This is a genomic window from Actinoplanes sp. CA-142083, from assembly GCF_050942195.1.
Taxonomy (GTDB): domain Bacteria; phylum Actinomycetota; class Actinomycetes; order Mycobacteriales; family Micromonosporaceae; genus Actinoplanes.
Genome location: NZ_CP192076.1, coordinates 1,097,568 through 1,122,455, shown reverse-complemented (window position 1 = coordinate 1,122,455; position 24,888 = coordinate 1,097,568). Strand labels below are relative to the sequence as shown.

Sequence of the window (24,888 nt, the reverse complement as noted above, 5' to 3'; positions counted from 1 at the left end):
TCGCTGGCGATAAGTCCGAGTGTAGCGAAGACGTCCCCAGACGTCCTAACGCCATGGTTCACAGACCGTTACCCGAAGTGAAGACTCGGGCCGAGCATCCACGGCGGGAGAGAGCATGGCGGACGACGAGGTTCAGGCGCGGAGAGCGGCTGACCATCTCGCGCTTGCGCTCGAAGAAGTCGGCTTTGACGTGGGCCAGGACTTTCCCTCGCTACAGGACACGCTCGGCCGGCGCGGATTGCCGGTGGTGCGCGTCGGCGACATCTCGCCGGAGATCGCGGATCGGCTCGCCGTCGCCCTAGTCAGCGGAGCGACCGGAGACGTCACCCGAACGTGGGAGGGTAACGACAGCTAAGACTTCGACGATCATCACAGGGACGTTCGCTAGCCTGGCCACGTGGATCAGGTTGAACGAGCCCGTGACCTCGCACGTCTGCTGCTGGCCGAGCCGATTCCTCGCCGCTGGTTCCACAGCCAAGGTGTGGGGCGCAAGGCCGAGTCAGTCGCCCATCTCGTCGGCGAGGATGCCGAGGCGCTGGTTTGCGCGGCCTGGCTCCACGACGTCGGATACTCGCCGGACCTCGTCAAGACCGGTATGCATCAGCTCGATGGCGCCCGCTATCTGCGCGACGTCGCGGACGCCGACGAGTTGGTGTGCCGGCTGGTTGCCCACCACTCCTGCTCGATCATCGAGGCCCGCAATAGAGGGCTCCTGGACCAACTTGAGGACGAGTTTCCGGCGGTTGGCGGCGTGGCCTCGGACGCGATCACCTACGCGGACATGACAACAAGCCCGGTCGGCAAGCCGGTTGACGTGGAGGATCGTCTCGCCGAGATCATTGCCCGTTATGGCGACGGCGACCTCGTGGCGGAGTCAATCCGTGAGGCGAGTCCGCGGATCATCGCCTCGGTTCGGGCGATCGTGACTCTGAACGGGGCGGGTTAGGCATCCTCGGCGCGCGCCAGAGCGCCTTGTTCGTCTCGGTTCCAGCGCAGGCCGGCGCTGTCGAGAAACTCGATCTGAACCGGCTCCGGTTCGATGTAGGAGCGGTACCAGTCGGACGGCGCGGGCCGTTTGACGGTCTGCCCGGGCGGCACCAGGCCGACGAACTCGACGCGCGCTTCCTCGTCTGCGCGGGCGGGTAGTGGTAGTTCCACCTCGTAGATGGGCATGCTGCTCGCGTTGTGGATATGGAATGCGAGCTCGCGGCCTCCGTCAATCTTGGCGACCATTTCGACCCACGCACTGATGCGCGCAGCCTGTGAGCGTCGCTCGTCCTCGGCGCGGTCAGCTTCGCGGTGGTGCTCTCGGCGCAAGAGGAAGAATCCGAGGAGGAAGGCGCCTACCGTTCCGACAGCGGAAAACACGTCGGCGAAGGCGCTGAGCCAGTCGCTATCCAAGGTGCACATCCCGCGGCGCGGTCATGAAGTGGTCCAGCCGCAGGCGCATTGAGCGGTCCATCGGCAACGAGTCGATCTCCCGCGTCGGCACCCAGCGGACCTCGGTCGTTTCGGCGCTCGCTGTGGGTGTGCCGCTGATCGGGCGGGCCGTGAAGACGACGGAGAACTCCTGTCGCACCTCGCCGTTGCTGGTGTAGAGGATGACGTGGCGAGGGTCAGTGAAGATGCCGACCAGGCCGGTGATCTCGACGTTGATCCCGGTTTCCTCGGCTGTCTCACGTACGGCCGCGTCGGGCAGGGACTCGCCGATGTCCATGGCGCCACCGGGAAGCGCCCAGTTGCCGTTGTCTGAGCGACGGACTATCAGGATTTCGCCGTCGTTGTTGACGACCACCACATTGGCAGCCGGAACCAGAGACGTGGCGGTAGGCGCCTCGGGGTCGTCGTAGAAGTCGATGCGCTGTCCCACGCTTGGCCTCACCCCAGCGGGGCGGCGTCGTCCCACACGCGCTCGAAGCTGTCGAGGTAGGTCGACACCATGCCGCCGCCCGCTACTCGACGCAGGTGGAGCACTGGCGCCTGCGCGGCGGTGAAGCTGTAGATGTGGGTGTTGACCAGCAGTTGGTCATCGGCGCGGTAGATCGAGTTGTAGAGCACCGTGCGATGCTGCCGGAACTCGATGCCGTCGACCTCGCGAAGCGGCCGGTACATGACGATCGCATTCTTGATCTTCGCGGCCTGGCTGTCGTCCACACCCTCATCGGTGCCACGCTGGGCAATGGCCTCGCTGTCGGGGTCGCCCAGCAGGATGCGCACTCTCGCGCCGCTGTCGGCCTTCTTCTGGAAGATGCGCCTGATCCCCGCGTCCTCGGACAGAAACAGCCCGCTGTAGACCAGGACGCCGATCTCGCTCTCAGCCCTCTCGAAGAAGTTCCGCCAAAGATCCGAGGGCACAGTCCAACGGTGCGGGAAGACGTTGATGATCTCGCTCTCACTTGCGCTCGCGACCTGATCAGGGGTCAGAGCATCGGGCCAGAGATAGGCCTCATCGACACCCAGCCGCGCGGCGACGGCGTAGCGGTGCCGACGGTACGGCGTACGGCCACCGATCCACCGCTCGACGCTCTTCGGATCGACCTTCGCCGCATCGGCGAGGTCTTCCTCGGTGATCCCACGCTCCAACATCGCGGAGCGTAGTCGATCATTCGCCATCGTCTCCCCAAACAGGACGTCCCGGCAGCCTGCCCACCTTAGGCGAGACATCTTGAACACGTCCAGCCATGACCTGATCACGTCCCGTCCTCAGATCGCACTCTCGATGGCACGCCGATGCGGAACACGCATCGCCCATCCGAGAGGAGCTCAGCCATCAATACTCATCTCTCCACCTCCGACGTCCCGACCTGCCCGTGCGGCGCCCAGCTCAGCGCCGGACATCCCACGATGTGCCGCAAGTGCCTCGCCCGGATTCGCTGGAATCGTCGGCACCAGCCGCGCGGCGGACACGGCGGCGTCGACCGGGCCATCCGAACGCGCCGCACTCGACGCAGCCGCGACGGCGGTGACGCATGACGATCGCCGTCTCCGCCGTCATCCTGCTCGGCGTACTCGTCTTCCTGCTCTGGCGGTACGCCCGGTTGCCGCTCTGGCAGGCGGCCGTCTGCGCAGCGTTCGGCTACTACCTCGCGTCCTCGTCTGTCGGTCCGCAGATCGGCAATGGACTCCACGCTCTGGCCCGGTTCATCGCCGGCCTGGAGCTGTGACGTGGACCCTGTCGCAGCCTCAGCGCAGCGCGATCGGTGGGTGATCGTCGGTATGACTGTTGCCGCGATCTCCGCCGCGGTGGCGAGCTTCGCCGGCCTTCGCGGCCTCGCCCAGCTCGCCGGGTGGCCCGACCGGCTCGCTTGGCTCCTGCCGGTCACCATCGACGGCTACGCCATGACGTCCGCTCGCGTCTGGCTCGCCGGAACCCTTGGCAGCAGCGCGCCCGCGGCTTCGCGCAAGCCAACGCGATCGGCGCCATCGCCACCAGCATCATCGGCAACGCCGGCTACCACCTCATCGCCACCGGCATCGTCGCGATCTCCTGGCCGATCGTCGTCCTCGTCGGCGCCGTACCGGCGGCCGTCCTCGGACTCACCGCGCACCTGCACGCGCTCACCACCGTCGCGGCATCCGGCCCGGACCCAGCGCCGGCCGCAACGGGCCGTCCCAAGGTCCGTACCCGGGTCCGGACCGGGCAGGCCAAGCGCCGCACCGATGCTGCACTGCTCAAAGCCGCCCAGGAGGCCGACGCGCGGCACCGCGCCGAACACGACGGGCGTCCGATCAGCCGCGACGGATTGCGCTTGGCGCTGCGTATCGCAGGACCCAAGGCAACCGAGCTCCGGCGGCGCCTCGCCGCCGAGAGCACCGATCGAAAGGAGGCTTCACCCCACTCATGACCAACGACCCGCGCATCCCGCGCCCGACAGTCGACCAGGAGGCCGTTCTCACCCATCTCCACGCCGCCCATCGCGGGCCAACGCCTCAATCCATCTGGACGGCCATCGCCGACATCCCCATCCTGCTTACCGAAATCGGCCGCCTCGCCCAACTGCTCAGCCGCGCCCGATGGGACTTCGCCAACCTGCTCGCCGCCGCACGCGCCGCCGTCGCCGCGGACCATGACGGCGAACCCGACGACGCCCTGGGATACCTCCGTGACGCGGTCGCCGAGCACACGACGTGGACGCCGCCTGACGACGGCGAACAGGCCCGATGAGGGCCTACGGACGCCGGCACCGTCGATGGAGCCGCCGCAACCCGCAACCGCTCCTGCTCGTGCCCGACGAGCCGCTCATCATCATCTGCCTGGCCGCGTTGGGGCGCGTCTTGTTTCGGTGCCGGTCGGAACTCGCCCCGTCCGTCGTCGGCGTCGCGCTCGCCGTTGCCGGACTCGTCCTGCATCGCAGGCACCCAGGCGCATGGCCGGTGATCGCAGTCGGCACGGCCGCCGCAGCATTGGCAGCCGGGCTGCGCGGACTTCCTTGGGGTACCGAACGCTCCGAGGAACGCTGGTACGCCGCAACCACTACTGCCTTCGCTGGAGCCTGGCTCACTGCTGCAACGGCGCTCGGTCCCGGCCGAACCCCGTTGCCCGCTGTCCTCGTCGTGGCAGTGGTCGCGTTCGGCGTGCCGTGGTGGGTGCATCGGCGTCGTCGAGCCCGCGTCCGCGTGGATCGCGTCATCCACGCCTGGCCCGACCTCGCCGACACGATCGGACTCGACGGCTCGCGCATCATGTCCGCGGTCGTGGACACCTGGGGCTGGCGCGCCCGGATGAAGCTGCGCCCCGGGCAGAGCGTCACCGATGTCGTCGCACGGGTTTCTGCCATTGAATCGGCCTTGGGCACGCGACCCGGCGCAGTCCGTGTCGAGCAGGACCCCGCCCACGCCGGCCGCTGCACGATGCGCGTCGTGGCCGTCGACCCACACGCCGGCGCCATCCTCTGGCCCGGCCCAACCGCGCGGTCCGTTGCCGATCCGATCGATCTAGGCGTCTTCGAGGACGCCGCAACCGTCAGGGTGCCGCTGCTGCGCCGACACGCCCTCATCGGCGGCACGACCGACTCCGGTAAGAGCGGAGTTCTGAACGTGGTCCTCGGCAACCTCGCGGCGTGCTCCGACGTCGTCCTCTGGGGCATCGACCTCAAAGGCGGCATGGAACTCCGGCCGTGGGCGCCATGCCTCGCCCGGCTCGCTACGACCCCGGACGAGGCTGTCGAACTGCTCGCGGATGCCGTCGCGGTCCTCGACGCCCGCGCGCAGGCATCCAGCCGGGACAACACCCGTGTGTGGGAATCGACGCCTGACGCGCCAGCTCTGGTCATCGTCATCGACGAGTACGCCGAGCTCGCCGACACGGCGCGCGCTGCCGTCCCCTACGCGGAATCGGTTGCCCGACGCGGCCGCGCCCTCGCCGTCGACCTGCTCGCCGCAACTCAACGGCCAACGCAGAAGGCCATGGGAGGCGGGGCGCTGCGCTCGCAGATGAGCGTCCGAGTCTGCCTACGTGTCCGCGAACGGCGCGACGTCGATCTCATCCTGGACAAGGGCATGCTCGCCGCCGGCTGGCACGCTCACACCCTCGACGCGCCAGGCAAGTTCTACATCCTCGCCGACGGGCACAATCAACCTCGCCGCGCCCGCGCCTACCTCGTCACTGACGAGCACGTGCGTGAGACGGTCGCCCGGTACGCGGACCAACGGCCCGACCTCGATCCGCTATCCCGAACCGCGATCGATCAGCAGCCTCGAGCCCTCGAACCACCGGCAAGGGGTGCCGACGACCCCGAGCGGACCCTCTTGACGGCCCTCGGCACGGCTCCAGACGAGGGCCTCACCATCCCAGAACTCATCGACGCCACCGGTATGCGACGCACCTGGGTCTACGACCGGCTCCAGGCGCTCGCCGCAGCCGGCCGCGCCCTGCAAGTAGCCCGCGGGCGCTGGCGCGCTTAACCCGATCGTCCGCGCGAACGTCCGTCCGCTCGCGCGCGTCTGCGCATATCAGCGCGCGGACGGACAACGGACGGACAACCGCGCGGACGCCATCACCGCGACGAAAGGAGGCCCGACGATCACGACCAAGGACCAGCCCGACGAGAGGAGAAATCGCAGCATACGAACTTGCACCACGCCGAAAACGGAAGCTGAGCAGCTCAGGACGTCCCTAGACGTCCGCCAGCGAGGCGAGGGTCATCGACGCTCGGTGGCATGTCGCCAGCCTCCCTCGGAAGAATCGAACGGACTAGCGCCCGCTGCCCAGAAACGGCGCCGCCGGAAGCGCAAGAAGCGCGAGCTGAATGTCAGCGAAGACCTCCTCGCCCGCGCCTTGGCCATCATGGCGGCCGACCTGACGAGGGAACGAGCGCAGCGGAAGGAGCGACCGAATGACTGAAACGGGAGCCGACCCGGCGGCCAGACGACGGAAGCGCGCCTTCATCTACCTGCGAGTCTCGTCGGCTGGTCAGGTCAACACGGATTACGACCCGGAGGGCATCTCGCTCCCGGCACAGCGATCCGCTATCCAGCGTCGCGCCCTGGAGCTGGACGCTGAGATCGTCGCGGAGTTCGTCGAGCCCGGCCGGTCTGCGACGACGGTCGACGGCCGGCCCATCTTCCGGGAGATGATGGCTCGCCTGAGGGCCGAGCCCGACATCGACTACGTGATCGTCTACGCCCGCTCCCGGCTCCACCGCAACAGCATCGACGCCGCGATCACCAAGCGCGACCTCCGCAAGGCTGGCGTCACGCTGATCTCGATCATGGATTACACCGAGGACAACGCGATCGGCGACCTGGTCGCGACCGTCCTGGACGGCGTCAACGAATACCAGTCACGCGCCTCGGGCGCCGACATCGCGTACAAGATGGGCCAGAAGATCATTCGGGGCGGCTCGGTCGGCCGCGCAAAGATCGGCTATTCGAACGTCCGCGAAACCTTCGAGGGCCGCGAGGTCCGCACTATCGCCGTCGATCCTGTGCGCGGCCCTCTGATCACGATGGCTTTCGAGCTGTACGCCTCTGGCAGCTACGGCTTCCACGCCCTTATCCAGACCCTCACCGACGCCGGCCTCCGCACCCAGCCGACCCGCCGCTACCCCATCGGCCTGCCGATCTCGATCAACTCGCTCGGGAACCTCCTACGGGACCGCTACTACCTCGGGCTCGTCGAATACCGCGGCCACGAGTACCAAGGCCGGCACGAACCTCTGGTCACGCCGGAGGTGTTTGAGCGGGCGCAGCGCATGCTGGAGTCTCGCCGCGCAGGTGGGGTACGCGAACGCGTCCACAACCATTACCTCAAGGGCGCCGTCTGGTGCAGCCGCTGCCAGCGCCGCCTGATGATCATGCGGGGCAAGAGCAAGACCGGTGATCTGCACTTCTACTACTTCTGCCGAGGGCGACAGCAGCACGTCTGCGACCTGCCCTACCTGCCGGTGGCGCGGGTCGAGCTGGCCGTGCTGGACAACTACGCGACGGTCGCCCTGCCGGACGAGCTGCGAAAGCGGATCATGAGCCGAGCAGACGAGGCACTCAGCGACTCGGCGAGCACGCGAGCCGAAGTGCGGACCCACGTCACGACCCAATTGGCCGACCTGAGCGCGAAGGAAGATCGCTTCCTGGACCTGGTCGGTGACCCCGACTGGCCGCAAGACAAGATCGCCGCGAGGCTGCGGACGATCCGCGATGACCGGGAGCGGCTTCGCCGACAGCTTGCGGACGACGACACGCCCAAGCTCGACGCCGCACGGGAGACACTCGGCTACCTGCTGAGCCTGCTTGAAGATCCGCAGCAGCTGTACCGGCAGGCGAGCACGAGCGCACGCCGCGTCCTCAACCAGGCGTTCTTCGCCAAGCTCTGGTTCGACGCCGACGACGCCGGCCCGTACGTCGCGTCAGATGACCTTGCCGGACTAATCGAACCGCTGGTCAACCACGCCAGAAACGAAAGCGGCGCCGCCCACCTGGGCGGCGCCGCGACGAGTTCGAGTAAGAACCCTCTCGTGGAGGTGCCGGGAATCGAACCCGGGTCCTTCGTTGTTTTGTCAGGGCTTCTCCGAGCGCAGCTCACTATGCCTCTACTCGCCCCTACCGATCATGTGAGCAAGTCGGTATGACGGGGCCAGTCGTGTTTGATCTCGTCGCGCGGTCCTCACGACTGGGACCGGTTGACCAACCTCCTAGCTGATGCCGGAGATCTGGGACGGAGGTGCTCCCAGCCCGACAGACTCGCTACTTACCTCAGGCGGCAAGAGCGAAGTCAGCGCGATTGTTATCGGCGCTTATAGTTTTCCGACGACCGATTCTCGAGACGACGTCGGCTTCCTCGGCTCGCTTCCCCTGTCTCCACGTACGAAGTCGAAACCAGTCACCCCCTGGGAAAAACAGCAACCTTGGAATCTTAGCTCACGGCACACTTGCCGCCCACGACGGAGCAACCCGACGGGCGGGCGTTGCCGCGGCCGCTCTTGCTGACCTGGTAGCCGAAGGTGGCCGACGCGCCCGGGGCCAGCTGGCCGCCGGTGAAGGTCAAAGTGTCGCCGCTCTGTGAGCCGCGGGCGTTCCACGTGCCGAGCAGGCGCAGGTTGCTCTGGCCGGAGTGGCCGACGGTCACGTTCCACGAGCCCGCGGCGTTTCCGGTGTTCTGGACGCGCACGGCCGCCACGTACCCCTGCTCCCAGCTCGCCCCGAGACTCACCGTGACCGAAAAGGCCGCGGACGGCGACGGCGGCGCGGGCGGACGCGAAGTCGCGGTAGGCCGGGCGGAAGCACGCGAGGGCGAAGCGGACTTACGCGAAGGCGAAGCGGACCGGCGTGACGGCGATGCGGAGGGGGAAGACGACGCGGACGAAGAGAGCGAAGGCGAAGGCGTTGGCGACGGCGTAGCGGAGAAGGACGGCGAGATCGGCACCTGCGGCATCGACGGCAGCACGACCTTGGGCTGCACGGTCGCCTCGGCCGGCCCGACGGCCCGCACGGCGATCCAGACCACCAGCAGGACGAGGACGGCGGCGGCCGCGCTCAGAAAGATCCGGGCGGGACCGAGCGGACGCGCGGAATGCTTTGCGGGCAAGCGGGCCACCCCTTCGGTGATCTAGGGCCGCCCGGCACAGTACCTGATCAGGACACACCTTTGTTACGTCGGCCCAACGCGCGGGTGATCTCCCGCTGGGCGTCGCGGGTCGCCAGGTCCTGACGCTTGTCGTAGCTCTTCTTGCCCCGCGCGAGGGCCAGCTCGACCTTCGCGTACCCGTTGTGGAAGTAGACCTGGAGCGGCACCAAGGTGATGCCCTCGTCGCGCAGCTTGCCCTGGATTTTCCGGATCTCGTCGCGGTGCAGGAGCAGCTTGCGGATGCGCCGCGGCTCGTGGTTGGTCCAGGTGCCCTGGGTGTACTCGGGGATGTGCAGGGCGTGCAGGAAGATCTCGCCGTCGCTCTCCTGGCCGAACGCGTCGGTCAGCGACGCACGGCCCGCCCGCAGTGACTTGACCTCGGTGCCGGTGAGAGCCATGCCGGCTTCGTAGGTGTCGAGGATGGCGTAGTCGTGGCGGGCCTTGCGGTTGGAAGCGACGACCTTACGCCCCTGTTCGCGTGGCATTGCTCCCCTTGAAAGGTTGAGTGGACAACCCTACAAGAGTACTAGCAGAGACACGCGGGCAGATATCGCAGCGGATTGCGCGGCACCCCGTCGAAGCGGGTCTCGAAGTGCAGGTGGTTGCCGGTGGACGCGCCGGTCGTCCCGACCCGCCCGATCACCTCGCCGCGCCGCACGTACTCCCCGACGTGCACGAGGATCGCCGACTGGTGGCCGTAGCAGGTCTGGAAGCCGTAGCCGCCGATCCGCCCGTGGCTGACGCAGGTGTAGTTGCCGTACCCACCGTTCCAGCCGGCCCGGATCACGTGCCCGGACGCCGCCACGTGGATCGGCGCGCCGCCGGGCGCCGCGAAGTCCGTCCCCGCGTGCAACTGCCAGACCCGATAGTAGGGGTCATATCGGTTGCCGAAGTTGCTCGTTTTCCAGCCGCGCACCGGCATCAGCAGCCGCCCGCCGCCGTACCGGCCGTCCCCGCCCGATTTGATCGAGTACCCCCGCAGGGCGGCACGGATCCGCTGCTCCTCGGCCAGCGCCGCCCGGTAGCGCGCGAGCACGGCATCGCGCTGCGAGTTGGCCAGGCGCACCGCGGCCTGCCGGAGCACCATCAGATGCACCAGCTCCTGCTGGGCCCGCACCGCCGCGGTCTGGGCGTCCTTGGCCGCCATCAGCTTGCCCTGGGCGATCGCCTCGGCGTCCTCGGCCTCCCGCTTGGCGAGCCCGGCCCGGTCCTGGGCGCTGCGCGCATCGCGGCGGGCGACGATCAGCCGGTCGACGTCCTGCTGCTGGGTGCGCATGAGCTGGTCGACGAGGCTGAGCCGGTCCATGATGTCGGCCGGCCCGGTGGCCTCGACGAGCACGTTGATCCGCGAGAACGTGCTGCCCATGTAGGTGGCCTGGGCGATCTGGTCGACCCGGTCGCGCGCGTCGGAGAACTCGGCCTGCGCCTGCTCGAAGTCCCCGGCGACCTGCGCGTAGGCGGCACGGGCGGCGTTGGCGCGGCGGCCGGCGGTGTTGGCCGCGGTGATGGCGGCGGCGACGGCGCCGCGGGAGGTGGCGACGCGCCGCTGAGCGGCGGGCATCGCCGCGGTGGCTGCCTCGAGGCGGATTGCGGCGGCTCGCGCCCGGTCGGTGGCATTTTCGAGTACGGCGGAAGCACGGTCCACGGCCCGGGCAGCGCTTGCGGCGTCACCGGCGTCGGCGACGGCCGGGGACGGAGCGACCGTCAGGCTCACTAAGCACGCACATATCGCCAGAACGGTCTTATGTCGGCATTTGGACCACACGGGGAGTCAACCTACCCCCATCAACCGGGGATAACTGCCCAAATCGCCCAACGGCCGCGTCCCCGTGATGGGAACGCGGCCAAGAGGGTGCTTCAGTCCGGTTAGGGGTGGCGGGTGGGGCGGTTGGAAGGGTGATCAGCTTTTGGGCGTCAAACCTTGAGGTAGAAGCGGAGCGTGATCCAGGCGGTGACCGCGCTGACCACCGCGCCGACGCCGGCCAGCAGCGGCAACATCAGCCACACATTGCCGTTGTGCACCGGTGTCAGGATGCTCGTCAGCGCCTGCAGCTTGTGATCCAGCAGCACCACCTTGCCGACGAACAGCACGATGAAGCCGAGGATCGCGCCGATGACGCCGGCCACGACCGCCTCGAGCACGAACGGCGCCTGGATGAACCAGTTGGACGCGCCGACCAGCTTCATGACCGCGACTTCTCTTCGCTTGCTGTACGCCGCCACCTGGATCGTGTTACCGACCAGGAGCAGCGCCGCGACAGCCATGAAGGCCGCCACCCCCAGCGCGCCGAATTGGAAGCCGTTGAAGATGTTGAACACCTTGTCGAGCAGTGTGCGCTGGTCGATGATGTCCTGAATGCCCTGCAGAGGCGCCATCTGGTCGGAGAATTCCTTGTACTTCTCCGGGTCCTTGAGCTTGACGCGGAACGACTCCGGCAGGCTGTTCGGGCCGACCGACTTCACGAAGTCGGGCGAGTCCGCCCAGAGCGCCTGGAAGCGCTCGAACGCCTGCTTCTGCGTCTCGTACGTCTTGTCGGCGACCAGCGGGTTGCTGGAGATGGCCTGGTCGATGGCTTGCCGCTGCGCGTCGGTGACATCCGGGCGCAGGAAGATGGAAACCTCGATTTCGCCGTAGTAGTAGTTCTTCATCTGGTCGACCTGCATGTACAGCAGCACACTGGCGCCCAGCATGAACAGCGAGACCGACATGGTGATGATCATGGCGACCGTCATCGTGACGTTCCGCCACAGGCCCACCAGGACCTCGTTGAGGACGTACTTCAAGCGCATCGGGGGGTTCCTTCCGGGACTCCGCGTCCCGCGATTTCGGGGGTCGGGGATTCGGCAACGGAGCCGCGGGCAGCCTCAGCCGTAGACGCCACGGGCCTGGTCGCGGACGATCCGTCCGCTCTCGATCTCGATGACTCGGCGGCGCATCTGGTTGACGATGTTGGAGTCGTGCGTGACCATCACGACCGTCGTGCCGGTCCGGTTGATCCGGTCCAGCAGACGCATGATCTCGATGGACGTGTCCGGGTCGAGGTTTCCGGTGGGCTCGTCAGCCAGCAGGATCAGGGGACGGTTGACGAAGGCCCGGGCCACGGCCACCCGCTGCTGCTCACCACCGGAGAGCTCGTGCGGGTAGCGGTGCTCCTTGCCGCCGAGGCCGACCAGCTCGAGAACCTCGGGCACGACCCGGCGGGCCACGGCCTTGGTCTTGCCGATCACCTCGAGGGCAAAGGCGACGTTCTCGTACGCGGTGCGGTTGGGGAGCAGGCGGAAGTCCTGGAACACGCACCCGATCGAGCGGCGGAAGTGTGGCACCTTCCACGACCTGAGCGTCGTCACGTCCTTGGCGTTCACCACGACCTTGCCGCGCGTAGGGGTTACCTCGTGCAGCAGCAGCTTGATGATCGTCGACTTGCCGGAACCGGAGGGGCCGATGAAGAAGACGAACTCACCCTTCTCAATGCCCACGCTCACGTCGTCCAGCGACGGGCGAGACGCCTTGGGGTACGTCTTCGTCACGTTCTCGAGCTGAATCACGGGAACGCAGTCTACGCGGTGTAACGAAAACGCCAACCCCGGCGGGTGCGTCAATCTGCACCGGCCATGCGGGAACAGGCGTTTCGGGGGCCGACGCCTGACCGAACGTTCAGGCGTCGTTGCCGTCCGTGGTGGATCTCCGGTCAGCCCGCGACCTCGGTCTGCTTGCGCCAACGGATCCCGGCCTCGATGAACTCGTCCAATTCACCGTCGAACACCGCAGACGGGTTACCCGTCTCCTGCTCGGTACGCAGATCCTTCACCATCTGATACGGGTGGAGGACGTACGAGCGCATCTGGTCGCCCCAGGAACCGGTCGTGTCGTGCTTGAGGCCAGCGAGTTTGGCCTCTTCTTCCTGGCGCTTGCGCTCCAGCAACCGAGCCTGCAGAACTCGCATAGCGGACGCTTTGTTCTGCAACTGGGACTTCTCGTTCTGACACGTCACCACGATGCCGGTCGGGATGTGGGTGAGTCGGACAGCACTGTCCGTAGTGTTGACGCTCTGTCCACCCGGCCCCGACGAGCGGTAGACGTCCGTGCGGATCTCGTTTTCCGGGATGTCGATGTGGTCGGTCTGCTCGACCACCGGCATCACCTCGACGCCCGCGAAGCTCGTCTGCCGCCGGCCCTGGTTGTCGAACGGGCTGATCCGCACGAGGCGGTGGGTGCCGGACTCGACGCTGAGCGTGCCGTACGCGTACGGCACCTTGACGGCGAAGGTCGCGGACTTGAGGCCGGCCTCCTCGGCGTACGACGTGTCGTAGACCTCGGTCGGGTAGCCGTGCCGCTCGGCCCAGCGCAGGTACATCCGCATGAGCATCTCGGCGAAGTCGGCCGCGTCCACCCCGCCGGCGCCGGCCCGGATGGCCACCACGGCCTCGCGGGAGTCGTACTCACCGGAGAGAAGGGTGCGGACCTCCATCTCCTCGATGGCCTTGCCGAGCGCCGCGATCTCGTCGCCGACCTCGGTGATCGACCCCTCGTCGCTCTCGGCCTCGGCGAGCTCGAGCAGCACCTCGGCGTCGTCCAGCCGGGAGCGCAGCCGCTCCAGCCGGCCGATCTCACCGGAGATGTACGACAGCCGGCTGTTGACCTCCTGCGCGCGCGCCTGGTCGTCCCACAGGTCGGGCGCGGAGGCCTGCTCCTCGAGCTCGGCCTTGTCCCGGCGCAGCTTGTCGACGTCCAGGACGTTCTCGATGTTGCGCAGGGTGGCGTCTAACGCCTTGAGTTGCTCAGGAAAGTCGGCAGCGGTCACGACACTCAAGACTACGCCGCCCGGCCGGCGTTCCGGCCGGGCGGTGTGCTTCGCTCATCAATTCGCCGGCGCGGTCTTCAGCCAGCTCAGCGCGGCCTTGTGATAGGCGACGGCGAACTCGAGGGCGGCCGAGCCGTACGAGTCGCCGTTCTTCTTCGCCTCCTTCGCCTGCTCCTTGGCCATCGCAAGCGCCTCCGAGTGATACTCGCTGGCTTCGGTGTAGAGCGACTTCAGCTGGCCGCCGACGTGCTGCTCGCCGAAGGCGACACGAAGGGCGACGGGGTTGCGCAGTGCGTCGCGGCCGGGGGCCTCGGCGAGCCACCGGCTGAACGCGCGTTTGCCGGAGGCGGTGATGGCATAGGGCTGGCTGGAACGGGGTCCGGGCTTGCCGAGGCGGACGTACCCCATATCGGCAAGAACCGGCAATTCGCGGTAGACCTGGCTCCGCGTCATCGACCAGTAGGGCCCGAGGCGGCGTTCGGCAGCCGCCATGAGCTGTCCGCCGGTCATCGGCCCCTCGTGAAGCAGGCCGAGCAGAGCGGCAGCCGTGGGATTGATTTGAGTGTCGGGCATGCCTTCTAAGCTGCCACTTTGTCGCGCCCACGTCCAGGATTTCGCCCGATCCGTCCAGTTTGCGTCTCCACAAACGACTGTCCCGCACAGACAGTCCGACCACGAGGGTCGAGACGGCGCGTTTAACCGGCGAGCAGCAGTCTGACCAGCTAAAATGGCCCTAGCAAACCGGTCAGACGGCGATGCCGGGCAGCAACCACCCGAAAAAGGACGAGCCGCCGCGCCCAAAGGGCACGACGACTCCTAAATGCACACCATCACCCCATGTGGGGGTAGCGCCACGAGACCGGCGGCTCGAAGGTCTCCTTGATCGTGCGGGGCGAGACCCATCGCACGAGGTTCAGCGCCGAGCCGGCCTTGTCGTTGGTGCCGCTGCCGCGGGCCCCGCCGAACGGCTGCTGGCCGACGACCGCGCCGGTCGGTTTGTCGTTGATGTAGAAGTTGCCCGCCGTGAAGCGCAGCGCCTCCTGAGCCCGGTCGATCACGGCCCGGTCGGTGGCGAAGATCGACCCGGTGAGCGCGTATTCCGACACGGCGTCCGCCTGCGCCATGACCGACGCGAAGTCGTCGTCGGCGTAGACGTGCACGGCCAGGATCGGTCCGAAGAACTCGGTGCGGAACACCTCATGGGACGGATCCGTGCACTCGACCAGCGTCGGCGACACGAACCAGCCCTCGGAGTCGTCGGCCGTCCCGCCGGCCAGGACGGTGCAGGAGGCGCTGTTCTTGATCCGGTCGAGCGCGCCCGCCAGCTTCGCGAACGACCGGCCGTCGATCACGGCCCCGCCGAACACGGAAAGGTCGCTCACGTCGCCGTACGAGATGGAAGTGACGGAAGCCGCAAGCCGGTCGCGAAGGCCGCCACCCTCCCAGAGACTCCGCGGGACATAGGCCCGCGACGCCGCGCTGCACTTCTGGCCCTGGTACTCGTAGGCGCCGCGCAGCAGCGCGGCGTGCAGCGCCTCGACGTCGGCGCTGGCGTGCGCGAAGACGAAGTCCTTGCCGCCGGTCTCGCCGACCAGCCTCGGGTACGACCGGTAGCGGTCCACGTTCGCGCCGACCTCGCGCCAGAGGTGGCGGAAGGTAGCCGTCGACCCGGTGAAGTGGATGCCGGCCAGATCCCGGTCGGCCAGCGCCACCTCGGAGACCGCGAGGCCGTCGCCGGTCACCATGTTGATCACACCGGGCGGCAGGCCGGCCGCCTCGAACAGCCGCATCGTGAAATGCGCGGCGAACTGCTGCGTCGGCGACGGCTTCCACACCACGGTGTTGCCCATGAGCGCCGGCGCCGACGGGAGGTTGCCGGCGATCGCGGTGAAGTTGAACGGGGTGATCGCGTAGACGAAGCCCTCGAGCGGGCGGTGGTCGAACCGGTTCCACACGCCCGGCGACGACTGCGGCTGCTCGGCCAGCAGGCGCTCGCCGAAGGCCACGTTGAACCGCAGGAAGTCGATCAGCTCGCAGGCAGCGTCGATCTCCGCCTGGTAGCAGGACTTCGACTGGCCGAGGACCGTCGCGGCGTTGAGGGTGTCGCGCCAACTGCCGGCAAGCAGTTCCGCCGCGCGCAGAAAAACGGCCGCTCGCTCCGAAAAGGGCAGCGCCCGCCAGGCCGGGGCCGCTCGTTTCGCGGCTTCGACGGCTTTTGCCGCGTCTTCACGGGTGGCGTTCCCGGTCGTTCCCAGCACCGACGAGCGGCGATGCGGCTGGACCACGTCGATCCCCGGGCCCGACGCCATCCGCTGCGCGCCGCCGATCGTCATGGTCAGGTCGGGCCGGGCGTCACGCAGGTCGGCGATCCGGGCCTCCAGCGAGGCCCGCTCCGGACTGCCGGGACGGTACTCGCGGACGGGTTCGTTACGCGGGGCGGGCACGGCGATCTGGGCGTCCATCAGGGGCACTCCTCGACATGGTGGTCTGCTGAGTAGAACCGCGTCCCGGGGTCACCGGGGCCGGAATCCCCATCCTCGCACCGCGTACCCTGTGCCTCATGAGTGCTCAGGACACGACTCCGGACGCCGAGCGCCCCTCGTCGAACGGTCTGCTCCTCGCGCTCGCCGCGTTGATCTGGATGGCCGCGATGCTCTGGTCGGCGCGCGTCACCATCACCGGCCGGGCCGACGCCGAGATGGAGGTGACGTCGACGGCCTACGCGCTGCCGGGCGCGGTCACCGCGTCGCTGGCCACCGGCGCCGCCGTCGCGCTCGCCGTGATCACGCTGATCACGCGCCGCCGCGACCTGGGCTCCACGTTGCGCTTCGCCGTGACCACCGGCACCGGCCTGGTGCTCGGCCTGCTCGGCGCCCTCACCATCATCACGATCAACACCGAGGGCTGGATCTACGCGGTGGTCGGCGGCACGATCGCCGCGGCCGCCACCATCGGCGGGGCGCTGGCCGGCTTCCGCCAGCCGCGGGTGCTGACCGCGGTGTGCTGGGCCGCGGTCGGGGTGTTCCTGGTCGGCTTCCTGCTCAACATCTTCCAGAACCCGGTGCTGCGCGCGCTCGGCTCCGGCGACTCCCAGTCATCGCAGGCAAATGCCGCGCAATGGTTCACCTTCCTCCAGTCGTTCCTGTCCGGCTTGGCGGCCGGTTTCATCGCGTACGGGGTATTGCGCCGCACCCGCCGCCGCACGGGCGGCGACGTGTCCTGGCCGCTGTACGCGCTGGCCGGCGCCGGCCCCGGCCTGTTGCTGGTCGTCGGCGAGGGCCTGACCCGCACGGCGGGGTCGCGCGTGCTGGAGTTGGCCGGCAAGGTCAGCGAGCTCGAGCTGACGGTCCAGCAGATGCTGAGCGGCGCCCGCTTCAACAGCGCGCTGATCGTCCTGTTCGTCGGCGCCATCAGCGCGACGATCGCGGTGGGCCGCACCATCCGCCCGTCCACCGCCGACGAGCCCACCCCGGTCAAGCCCGCCCCAGCCAAGCCCGCCGCGGCAAAGGCGAAGCCCGCCACCAAGCCCGCCGCGAAGCCCGCCTACGACTCGGCCGCCGCCAACGCGGCCGCCTTCGACGCGGCCACGACGGAAACCACGCCGGCGGCGCCCAAGGCAAAGCCCGCAACCAAGCCCGCGGCAAAGGCGAAGGCCGACGACAGCGAAGCGTCCGCCAGTGCCACCTCGGCCGCCGGCGAGTAGGCGGCGCGGCTCAATCGGCCGGGTCGTCAGGCCAGGTCGTCGAGTTCGGAGACCGCGTACCACTCCAGCTCGTGGTCCTCGGCGCCGTCGACGGTGAACTGCGCGTCGGGGTCGCCGGCCAGGGCCTCCTCGACCATGTCGGCCGCCGCGGCCACCTGCTCGGCCGCCTCCGCGCTGTCCACGTGGATCGACGCCACCTCGGTCAGCGACACCGGCTGCGGCAGCCGCACCGTGCTGGACCCCAGCTCGACGTCCTCGCGGACCAGCAGGGTGGCCGGCACGTCGGCCGAGACCACGACCCGCCGGCGCGGCGCCTCCGGATCATGCCGCAGCAGGTGGAGCGCGCCCTGCGCGGCCCGGGTGAACGCGACGTACTCCAGCTCCTCCTCGTCACCCTCCGCATACCACTCGCGGAGCGCCGGGGTGACCGCGTGCGCCACCATCCCGTCGCCGCCGAGCTTTCCGGAGGCGCGCAGGGCCGCGAGCATCGGCACGGTGGCCGGCACGTAGACCCGGACCAGCTCGGTGATCGGCACGTCTCCTCCTGCGGTTCAGACCGTCCCCGTAGTACACCGCCGCGGCGGCGCTAGGAAGGCCCATTCCACCAGTCGTGTCCGGATCGTGCCGCGCCGGGGTTTCAGCAGCCGCAGGCCGGTCCGTTCGCGCCGGCCACCGAGATCAACCGCGCGCCCGCCGGCGAAGACCCCGCGACCGGCACGGTGAGCGGGTCGGCGTCGGCCACCACGTCACCCTCGGGCGTACGCAGCGGCAGCCCCTCCCGAACCCAGTACTCGACCCCGCCGATCATCTCCTTCACCGAGTACCCGGCCAGCGCGAGGACGAGCGCCGCCCGCGTCGACCCGTTGCACCCCGGCCCCCAGCAGTAGGTGACCACCGGCGTCCCCGGGTCGAGCACCTCCGCCGCCCGCGCCGCGATCTCGGCCGTCGGCAGGTGCACCGCCCCCGGGATGTGCCCCTGTTCCCACGCCGCCCGGCTCCGCGTGTCGATCAGCACGAAACCCGCGTCCGGAAGCCCCGCGTGCACGTCCGACACGTCGGTCTGGAATTCCAGCCGGGCCGCGAAGAAGGCCGCCGCCCGCGCGGGCTCGTTCGGCGTCCCGGGACCGATGTTTTCGCTGGTGAGAGTGGATGTGATCGGCATGCCGAAGACGCTACGGCCGCGTCACGGTGCGGAACATGCACATTCCACGGCAGCGCCAAGGGTTTACCGAGGAAAGCCCGGTACATTGCCGCCATGACCGTGGACTTCCCCCTGGACCGCACGGATTGGCGACTCCTCGCCGAGCTGCAGCGTGACGGTCGCGCCTCGTTCGCCGAGCTGGCCCGGGCCGTCTCCATGTCCGCGAGCGCCGTCGCCGAGCGCATCCGCCGCCTCGAGGAGTCCGGCGTGATCGCCGGGTACCAGGCCACCATCAACCCCGAGCGGATCGGCCTGACCGTCATGGCCTTCGTCCGCCTGCGCTACCCCACCGGCAACTACCGGCCGTTCCACGCCATGCTCGGCACCACCCCCGAGATCGTCGAGGCGCACCACGTCACCGGCGAGGACTGCTTCGTGCTCAAGGTCCTGGCCCGCTCGATGCGCCACCTCGAGGAGGTGACCGGCCGCATCGCCGGCCTCGGCCCGGTCACGACGAGCGTCGTCTACTCCAGCCCGCTCGCCGCCCGCTCGATAGCCGAGCCCACCCAGCTGCAATCGGAGCCCAGCCCGAACTAGGGCCTGTGTCGAAGTAGTGGCCGTAGAGGAAGGCCCGGGACGCCCGCCGCCTCGAATGCCGAGCGGGCGCCCCGGGGTCCGCGGTGCTAGATCAGGCGCAGGATCGTCGCGCACCAGGCCTGCTGGTGCAGCTCCATCCGCAGCGCCATCGCCCACGTGCGCTCCCCCGTCACCAGCGCCACCGCGGCCTCCACCACCCCGGGCCGCGGCTGGCACATCCGGAGCTTTATCACCGCGACCGGCGATGGCCGCCGCGCGCTCCGGCGGCCCGGGCCGGCGCGGCGCAGCTGGGCCACCCGCCGCGCGCCGACCAGCCCCTGCGCCACCACCGCCGACGCCTCGGCGGGGACGGCGAGTTTCCGCAGGTGCGCCGGCGGCCGGTGCCCGCTGAGCACCTCGACGCAGGCGCGGACGAAATGGTGCACCGCGAGCTTGGCCTCGCGCGAAGCCTCCGGCACCAGGGCCGGCGGGCCGGCCGGGGTCGTCGCGGCGGCCTGCTCGGCCGCCACCCGCAGGAGCGCCGGCGGCGACCAGTCGAGCGCGAGCTGGTGGGCGGAGGCCCACATCAGGGGCTCGATCTCGTCGTCGAAGGGCGGCTCGCACGGCGGAACCGGGCGAAGGCTGATCGAGGGCCGCGGCCCGTCCGGAGCGATCTCAACAATCCGCCTCATCACGCACCCCGTCCCATCCCGGCCAACCGAATCCTTGCGTTTACCTACGTTTGCCTTCGACAGCCATTGTCCCGAGGGCGTGACGGAGCGTCAACGCGCGGCGCCAAGAGCACCACCGATGCGGGAAGAGGCCCAAACCGGGCGCTAGATCAGTCGGGCTCGCGGTCGGTGAGCGGGTTTCCGCGGACCCACTCGGCGGTCTCCGCATACTTCTGCTGGATGTACTCCTCCAGCTTGGAGCGCTCCACCCGCCACTGACCGCGCCCGCCGACCTTGATCGCCGGGAGCTCGCCGCTGCGGACCATGTGGTAGACCTGCGAATCGGACACGTTCAGCTCGGTCGCCACGTCCGACAGAAGCAAGAATCTGGGCTCCACCGCTTCAGCTTGCCACCGTTTGCCTTCGAAAGCCGCAAACGAAACGGCCCGCCGGGCAAGCCGGCGGGCCGTACGCGGAAAACCGGGATCAGGCCGCCCCGGGCGCGCCGTGGCAGCGCTTGTACTTCTTGCCCGAGCCGCAGTAGCAGGGCGCGTTCCGCGAGGGACCGCCCGACTCGCCGCCCTGCGCGGCCCCGCGGCCGCCCCGGCGGTTGGCCGGCGTGTGGGCCGGGGAGGCCGGGACCGGCGACCCGCCGGGCCCGATGCCCAGCGCCGGCGCCTGCTGCTGCTGGATCGTCGGCGACCCGTCGCCCGCCTCGCCGTCGATGGCCGGCGCGGTGTACTGGAGGTTCTGCGGGCGACGACCGCCGCCCAGCCCCTTGGCACGCACCTCGACGCGGTCCGAGTCGGTCATGTTGTCGTCGTCGACGGCGCCGACGGCCGACAGCGGCATCGCCTTGCTCGGGTCGACCGTGACGGTGGGGGCCTCCTCGACCTGGACCTCGAGGTTGAAGACGAAACCGGCCGCCTCCTCCTTGATGCCCTCCATCATCTGGTTGAACATGTCGAAGCCCTCGCGCTGGTACTCCACCACCGGGTCGCGCTGGGCGTACGCCCGCAGGCTGATGCCCTCCTGGAGGTAGTCCATCTCGTAGAGGTGCTCGCGCCACTTCCGGTCGATGACGGCGAGCAGCACCTGACGCTCGAGCTCGCGCACCGCTTCGGAGCCGAGCTCCTCCTCGCGGGCTACGTACGCCGCGGCCGCGTCGTCCTTGAGCTGCTGGGTCAGGAACTCCTGGTCGATCGTGTTCCGCTCGCCGCCGGACTCCTCGACGATGTCGTCGATCGTGATGCCGACCGGGTACAGGCGGCGCAGGTTGGTCCAGAGCTGCTCGAGATCCCAGTCCTCGGCGTAGCCGTTGGCGGTGGCGGACAGCACGTAGTCGCCGACCACGTCGTCGATCATGTTCTTGATCTGGTCGTGCATGTCCTCGCCGTCGAGCACGCGCCGGCGCTCGGCGTAGATGACCTGGCGCTGCTTGTTGAGGACCTCGTCGTACTTCAGGACGTTCTTGCGGATCTCGGCGTTCTGACCCTCGATCTGGGTCTGGGCGCTGCGGATCTGCCGGGTCACCATCTTGGACTCGATCGGCACGTCCTCGGGAATGTTGAAGCGCTCCATGACCGCCTCGACCGCGCCGGCCCGGAACCGCTTCATCAGGTCGTCCTGCAGCGACAGGTAGAACCGGGACTCGCCCGGGTCGCCCTGCCGGCCGGAACGACCGCGCAGCTGGTTGTCGATGCGGCGGGAGTCGTGCCGCTCGGTGCCGAGCACGTAGAGCCCGCCGGCCGCGATCACTTCCTCGGCCTCGGTGTCGCAGGCGTCCTTCCACGCCGGGAGGACCTCCTCGAGCGCCTTCGCGTACTCGTCGGGGCTCTCCGCCGGGTCGAGCCCGCGCTGGTGCAGCTCGGCCGAGGCGAGGAACTCGGGGTTGCCGCCGAGCAGGATGTCGGTGCCGCGGCCGGCCATGTTCGTCGCGACCGTGACGCCGCCCTTGCGGCCCGCCTGCGCGATGATCGTGGCTTCCTGGGCGTGGAACTTCGCGTTCAGCACGCTGTGCGGGATGCCGCGGCGGCGCAGCAGCTGGGACAGGATTTCGGAGTTTTCCACGCTCACCGTGCCGACCAGGACCGGCTGGCCGGTGGCGTGCCGCTCGGCGATGTCCTCGATGACGGCGTTGAACTTCGCCTTCTCGGTCTTGTAGATGACGTCCGGGTGGTCGATCCGGATCATCGGCCGGTGGGTCGGGATACTCACGACGCCGACCTTGTAGACCTTGTTGAACTCGCCGGCCTCGGTCTGGGCCGTACCCGTCATGCCGCCGAGCTTCTCGTACAGCCGGAAGTAGTTCTGCAGGGTGATGGTCGCCAAGGTCTGGTTCTCCTGCTTGACCTCGACGCCTTCCTTTGCCTCGATGGCCTGGTGCATGCCCTCGTTGTAGCGGCGGCCGTGCAGGATGCGGCCGGTGAACTCGTCGACGATCAGGACCTCGCCACCCTCGTTGACGATGTAGTCCTTGTCGCGCTTGTAGAGCTCCTTGGCCTTGATGGCGTTGTTGAGGTAGCCGACCAGCGGGGTGTTCACCGACTCGTACAGGTTGTCGATGCCCAGGCGGTCCTCGACCCGCGAGACGCCGCGCTCGGTGACCGCGATCGTGCGCTTGGCCTCGTCGACCTCGTAGTCACCCTCGCCGTCCTTGCCCTTCTGCAGGCGGCTGACGATGCCGGCGAACTCCGAGTACCACCTCGCGGAGTGCTCGGCCGGGCCGGAGATGATCAGCGGGGTACGCGCCTCGTCGATCAGGATCGAGTCGACCTCGTCGACGATCGCGAAGTTGTGACCGCGCTGGACCAGCTCATCCTTCGACCACGCCATGTTGTCGCGCAGGTAGTCGAAGCCGAACTCGTTGTTCGTCCCGTACGTGATGTCGCACTGGTACGCCTCGCGGTGCTCGGCGGACGGCCGGTTGGGCAGGATCACCCCGACGGTGAGGCCGAGGAACACGTGCACCCGGCCGACCCACTCGGCGTCGCGCTGGGCGAGGTAGTCGTTGACCGTGATGATGTGCACGCCCTTGCCGCTCAACGCGTTGAGGTAGGCCGGGAACACGCCGGTCAGGGTCTTGCCCTCACCGGTCTTCATCTCCGGGATGTTGCCGAAGTGCAGGGCGGCGCCGCCCATGAGCTGCACGTCGTACGCCCGCTGGCCGAGCACCCGCTTGGCGCCTTCCCGAGCCACCGCGAAGGCCTCGGGGAGCAGGGAGTCGAGGGACTCGCCGTCCGCGTAGCGCTCCTTGAACTGGTCGGTGCACTCGCGCAACTCGTCGTCGGTCAGATCGACGTAGTCTTCCTCGATCGAGTTGACCGCGTCCGCGATCGCTTTGAGCCGGCGCACCATGCGGCCTTCGCCGGCGCGTAGGACCTTTTCCATAATCGACACGGGTCAGCGCTCCCCTAGACAGTCTGCCGAACCATCGTAGGCACCCTCCCGCGGAACCTGTGACCCGAGCCTCGGGTTAACCGCACAAATGGTACGAAAGACGGCATCACGTTCGCTCATGGCGAAGCCGTTCCGGCAGGATCGAGGGTTGTTCGGGGCAAACCTCGAGTTGCACCTCGCCGCACATCAGTGACTTGGTCTCCACCGCCCCGAACAACCCTCGTCGGCGGGGAACGGCAACATCAACAGGAGGATTCTTGAGTCCCGCGGAGATCAACGGTACCGGGGTGCGTCTTAGGGCATATCGCCCGGACGACGCCGAGGCGGTCGCCGCCGGATACGACGACCCGCTCAGCCACCGCTTCCTGCCACCGCTGCCGTCGCCGTTCACGCTGGCGCACGCCGAGCGTTTCCTCAGCGAGGGCGTGGCCGCCATCTTCGCGGAAGGCGGCGTGGTCTACGCGATCGCCGACCCGGAGACCGGCGATCTGCTCGGCGGGATCGGATTCGACAAGGTCGTGCCGAGTCGTGGACAGGCCGAGATCGGTTATTGGGTAGGGCCGTGGGCACGCGGCCGGGGTGTCGCCACGGCCGCCGTGCGCGCGCTGAGCGCGCACGCGCTCGGCGCCGGCCTGCAGCGCCTCGAACTGCTCACGCACTGGGACAATCCGGCGAGCATGAGGGTCGCGCTCGCCGCCGGGTTCCAGCGGGAGGGCGTACGCCGGCAGGCGCTCCCCAACCGCGACGGCGGCCGCGACGATCTCGTCGCCTTCGTCCGCCTCGCGGGTGACGACGACCTGCCGACGCCGCGCGTCCTGCCCGACCTTCCAGGCGGAGAGCTCACCGACGGCGTCGTCACGCTGCGCGCCCTCGGGCCCGAGGATCAGCGCTTCCTGCAGGAGCTGCGCGGCCAGCCCGACGTTTGGCGCACCAGCGTGCCGGCCGAGCCGCCGACCGCCGAGCAGATCCGCCGGCGCTGCACGCGCGCGGCCGCGCACTGGCTCGAGGGCACCCGGGCCGACCTGGTCATCGCCGACGCCGCGACCGGCGCGCCGGCCGGCGAGATCGGCCTGTTCTACCAGGAGCCGGCCACCGGCCAGGGCATGATCGGTTACAGCATGCTGCCGGCCTTCCGCGGGCGCGGCTTCGCCACCCGGGCGGCCCAGCTGCTGTCCTTGTGGGCGTTCGCCGAGACCGACATCGCCCGCCTCATCGCGGGCGCGCTGCCGACGAACCTGGGTTCCCAGCGGGTGCTGGAGAAGGCGGGATTCCACCGGGAGGCGTACCTGAAATCGCGTCTGCCCGGCCCGGACGGCACCCGAACGGATGACGTCCAGTTCGTGCTCCTCGCCGAGGACCTCCTGGACGAAGGTCCTCGGCTGGATGGCTAGGGCCTGTGTCGAGGTGGGGGCCGGAGCGAGGCGAGGTCCAGGCGTCGTCTGGGTGCGCGCCGCGGGCGCCCGGATACCGGCGTTGTATCCGGGTGTTCGCGGCGTGCGGCCAGGCGGCGGCTGGGCCACGCCGCAGCCCGTCTC

The 24,888-nt window shown here is 68.9% G+C and carries 25 protein-coding genes, 1 other RNA gene and 4 pseudogenes; 12 read left to right on the top strand and 18 right to left on the bottom strand.

Annotation, left to right across the window (positions count from 1 at the left end):
- Positions 1-115 precede the first annotated feature (115 nt).
- Together ACQPZX_RS05345 and ACQPZX_RS05340 are read left to right on the top strand one after the other, a co-directional pair.
- Positions 116-355: a hypothetical protein gene (locus ACQPZX_RS05345; RefSeq protein WP_433375121.1), complete on the top strand. Its 240-nt coding sequence runs from the start codon at positions 116-118 to the stop codon at positions 353-355.
- Positions 356-397: 42 nt separating this feature from the next.
- Positions 398-946: an HD domain-containing protein gene (locus ACQPZX_RS05340; protein ID WP_433375119.1), complete on the top strand. Its 549-nt coding sequence runs from the start codon at positions 398-400 to the stop codon at positions 944-946.
- On the opposite strand, the gene ACQPZX_RS05335 is transcribed toward ACQPZX_RS05340, so the two are convergent.
- Genes ACQPZX_RS05335 through ACQPZX_RS05325 form a run of 3 tightly spaced genes read right to left on the bottom strand, consistent with a single transcriptional unit; the run spans position 943 to position 2,586 of the window.
- Entirely contained in the window at positions 943-1,401 is a 459-nt protein-coding gene (locus ACQPZX_RS05335; protein WP_433375116.1) for a hypothetical protein, read from the bottom strand. The two genes, ACQPZX_RS05340 and ACQPZX_RS05335, sit on opposite strands and share 4 nt — an antisense overlap.
- Complete coding sequence (locus ACQPZX_RS05330) at positions 1,394-1,870, bottom strand: NUDIX hydrolase (protein ID WP_433375114.1); 477 nt, start codon at positions 1,868-1,870, stop codon at positions 1,394-1,396. Before ACQPZX_RS05330 ends, ACQPZX_RS05335 begins: the two co-directional genes overlap by 8 nt.
- An 8-nt stretch (positions 1,871-1,878) precedes the next feature.
- Positions 1,879-2,586 (bottom strand): DUF5919 domain-containing protein, encoded by a 708-nt coding sequence (locus ACQPZX_RS05325; RefSeq protein WP_433375111.1) that lies wholly within the window; start codon positions 2,584-2,586, stop codon positions 1,879-1,881.
- A 383-nt stretch (positions 2,587-2,969) separates the two neighbouring features.
- Between ACQPZX_RS05325 and ACQPZX_RS05320 the strand changes: the two genes are divergently transcribed.
- From ACQPZX_RS05320 to ACQPZX_RS05295, 6 genes and pseudogenes are all read left to right on the top strand, one after another.
- Entirely contained in the window at positions 2,970-3,164 is a 195-nt protein-coding gene (locus tag ACQPZX_RS05320; protein ID WP_433375108.1) for a hypothetical protein, read from the top strand.
- A pseudogene (locus tag ACQPZX_RS05315) lies at positions 3,118-3,336 on the top strand (DUF2637 domain-containing protein); the annotation flags it as partial. The gene ACQPZX_RS05320 and the pseudogene ACQPZX_RS05315, both read left to right, overlap by 47 nt.
- Complete coding sequence (locus ACQPZX_RS05310) at positions 3,306-3,845, top strand: hypothetical protein (RefSeq protein WP_433386094.1); 540 nt, start codon at positions 3,306-3,308, stop codon at positions 3,843-3,845. The pseudogene ACQPZX_RS05315 and the gene ACQPZX_RS05310, both read left to right, overlap by 31 nt.
- Positions 3,842-4,165 (top strand): hypothetical protein, encoded by a 324-nt coding sequence (locus ACQPZX_RS05305; RefSeq protein ID WP_433386091.1) that lies wholly within the window; start codon positions 3,842-3,844, stop codon positions 4,163-4,165. The genes ACQPZX_RS05310 and ACQPZX_RS05305 overlap by 4 nt, the downstream gene beginning before the upstream one ends.
- Before the next feature lie 59 nt (positions 4,166-4,224).
- Entirely contained in the window at positions 4,225-5,904 is a 1,680-nt protein-coding gene (locus ACQPZX_RS05300) for an FtsK/SpoIIIE domain-containing protein (protein WP_433375105.1), read from the top strand.
- A gap of 431 nt (positions 5,905-6,335) precedes the next feature.
- Positions 6,336-7,358, top strand: a pseudogene (locus ACQPZX_RS05295) (recombinase family protein); the annotation flags it as partial.
- A gap of 592 nt (positions 7,359-7,950) precedes the next feature.
- Here ACQPZX_RS05295 and ssrA read toward each other — a convergent pair.
- Positions 7,951-8,325, bottom strand: a transfer-messenger RNA (tmRNA) gene (gene ssrA, locus ACQPZX_RS05290).
- A gap of 25 nt (positions 8,326-8,350) precedes the next feature.
- The gene (locus ACQPZX_RS05285) at positions 8,351-8,647 is read right to left on the bottom strand and encodes a cellulose binding domain-containing protein (RefSeq protein ID WP_433375102.1); all 297 of its coding nucleotides are present in this window, start codon (positions 8,645-8,647) and stop codon (positions 8,351-8,353) included.
- A gap of 1 nt (position 8,648) precedes the next feature.
- Here ACQPZX_RS05285 and ACQPZX_RS05280 point away from each other — a divergent pair, with 1 nt between their 5' ends.
- Positions 8,649-9,047 (top strand): hypothetical protein, encoded by a 399-nt coding sequence (locus ACQPZX_RS05280; RefSeq protein WP_433375100.1) that lies wholly within the window; start codon positions 8,649-8,651, stop codon positions 9,045-9,047.
- Positions 9,048-9,069: 22 nt separating this feature from the next.
- On the opposite strand, the gene smpB is transcribed toward ACQPZX_RS05280, so the two are convergent.
- The 7 genes from smpB to pruA form a co-directional block, all read right to left on the bottom strand.
- Positions 9,070-9,546: an SsrA-binding protein SmpB gene (smpB, locus tag ACQPZX_RS05275; RefSeq protein ID WP_433375097.1), complete on the bottom strand. Its 477-nt coding sequence runs from the start codon at positions 9,544-9,546 to the stop codon at positions 9,070-9,072.
- 41 nt (positions 9,547-9,587) lie between these two features.
- Entirely contained in the window at positions 9,588-10,775 is a 1,188-nt protein-coding gene (locus tag ACQPZX_RS05270; protein WP_433375095.1) for a M23 family metallopeptidase, read from the bottom strand.
- A 200-nt stretch (positions 10,776-10,975) separates the two neighbouring features.
- Entirely contained in the window at positions 10,976-11,851 is an 876-nt protein-coding gene (ftsX, locus tag ACQPZX_RS05265) for a permease-like cell division protein FtsX (protein ID WP_433375093.1), read from the bottom strand.
- 75 nt (positions 11,852-11,926) lie between these two features.
- The gene (gene ftsE, locus ACQPZX_RS05260) at positions 11,927-12,607 is read right to left on the bottom strand and encodes a cell division ATP-binding protein FtsE (RefSeq protein WP_378971737.1); all 681 of its coding nucleotides are present in this window, start codon (positions 12,605-12,607) and stop codon (positions 11,927-11,929) included.
- Positions 12,608-12,750: 143 nt separating this feature from the next.
- The gene (gene prfB, locus ACQPZX_RS05255; RefSeq protein ID WP_433375090.1) at positions 12,751-13,863 is read right to left on the bottom strand and encodes a peptide chain release factor 2; all 1,113 of its coding nucleotides are present in this window, start codon (positions 13,861-13,863) and stop codon (positions 12,751-12,753) included.
- 57 nt (positions 13,864-13,920) lie between these two features.
- Complete coding sequence (locus ACQPZX_RS05250) at positions 13,921-14,436, bottom strand: PadR family transcriptional regulator (RefSeq protein ID WP_433375087.1); 516 nt, start codon at positions 14,434-14,436, stop codon at positions 13,921-13,923.
- Positions 14,437-14,693: 257 nt separating this feature from the next.
- Complete coding sequence (gene pruA, locus ACQPZX_RS05245; RefSeq protein ID WP_433375084.1) at positions 14,694-16,325, bottom strand: L-glutamate gamma-semialdehyde dehydrogenase; 1,632 nt, start codon at positions 16,323-16,325, stop codon at positions 14,694-14,696.
- 98 nt (positions 16,326-16,423) lie between these two features.
- Here pruA and ACQPZX_RS05240 point away from each other — a divergent pair, with 98 nt between their 5' ends.
- Positions 16,424-17,566, top strand: coding sequence for a hypothetical protein (locus ACQPZX_RS05240; protein WP_433375082.1), 1,143 nt, complete (start codon positions 16,424-16,426; stop codon positions 17,564-17,566).
- 26 nt (positions 17,567-17,592) lie between these two features.
- Here the strand turns inward: ACQPZX_RS05240 and ACQPZX_RS05235 are convergent, their stop codons facing one another.
- Together ACQPZX_RS05235 and ACQPZX_RS05230 are read right to left on the bottom strand one after the other, a co-directional pair.
- Positions 17,593-18,054 carry a DUF6912 family protein gene (locus ACQPZX_RS05235; protein WP_433385041.1) on the bottom strand — a complete coding sequence of 154 codons (462 nt, stop codon included), beginning with the start codon at positions 18,052-18,054 and terminating at the stop codon, positions 17,593-17,595.
- Positions 18,055-18,203: 149 nt separating this feature from the next.
- Positions 18,204-18,728 (bottom strand): rhodanese-like domain-containing protein, encoded by a 525-nt coding sequence (locus tag ACQPZX_RS05230; RefSeq protein WP_433375079.1) that lies wholly within the window; start codon positions 18,726-18,728, stop codon positions 18,204-18,206.
- 93 nt (positions 18,729-18,821) lie between these two features.
- Here ACQPZX_RS05230 and ACQPZX_RS05225 point away from each other — a divergent pair, with 93 nt between their 5' ends.
- On the top strand, positions 18,822-19,304 hold the full coding sequence (locus tag ACQPZX_RS05225) for an Lrp/AsnC family transcriptional regulator (RefSeq protein WP_433375076.1): 483 nt from the start codon (positions 18,822-18,824) through the stop codon (positions 19,302-19,304).
- 86 nt (positions 19,305-19,390) lie between these two features.
- On the opposite strand, the gene ACQPZX_RS05220 is transcribed toward ACQPZX_RS05225, so the two are convergent.
- From ACQPZX_RS05220 to secA, 4 genes and pseudogenes are all read right to left on the bottom strand, one after another.
- Complete coding sequence (locus ACQPZX_RS05220; protein ID WP_433375073.1) at positions 19,391-19,975, bottom strand: Rv3235 family protein; 585 nt, start codon at positions 19,973-19,975, stop codon at positions 19,391-19,393.
- A gap of 149 nt (positions 19,976-20,124) precedes the next feature.
- Positions 20,125-20,352 carry a helix-turn-helix transcriptional regulator gene (locus ACQPZX_RS05215; protein WP_433375070.1) on the bottom strand — a complete coding sequence of 76 codons (228 nt, stop codon included), beginning with the start codon at positions 20,350-20,352 and terminating at the stop codon, positions 20,125-20,127.
- Positions 20,353-20,440: 88 nt separating this feature from the next.
- A pseudogene (locus ACQPZX_RS05210) lies at positions 20,441-20,752 on the bottom strand (SEC-C metal-binding domain-containing protein); the annotation flags it as partial.
- A 159-nt stretch (positions 20,753-20,911) separates the two neighbouring features.
- Positions 20,912-23,311, bottom strand: a pseudogene (gene secA / locus ACQPZX_RS05205) (preprotein translocase subunit SecA); the annotation flags it as partial.
- A 299-nt stretch (positions 23,312-23,610) separates the two neighbouring features.
- Between secA and ACQPZX_RS05200 the strand changes: the two are divergent.
- On the top strand, positions 23,611-24,744 hold the full coding sequence (locus ACQPZX_RS05200; RefSeq protein ID WP_433375067.1) for a GNAT family N-acetyltransferase: 1,134 nt from the start codon (positions 23,611-23,613) through the stop codon (positions 24,742-24,744).
- The last annotated feature ends 144 nt before the right edge of the window (positions 24,745-24,888 follow it).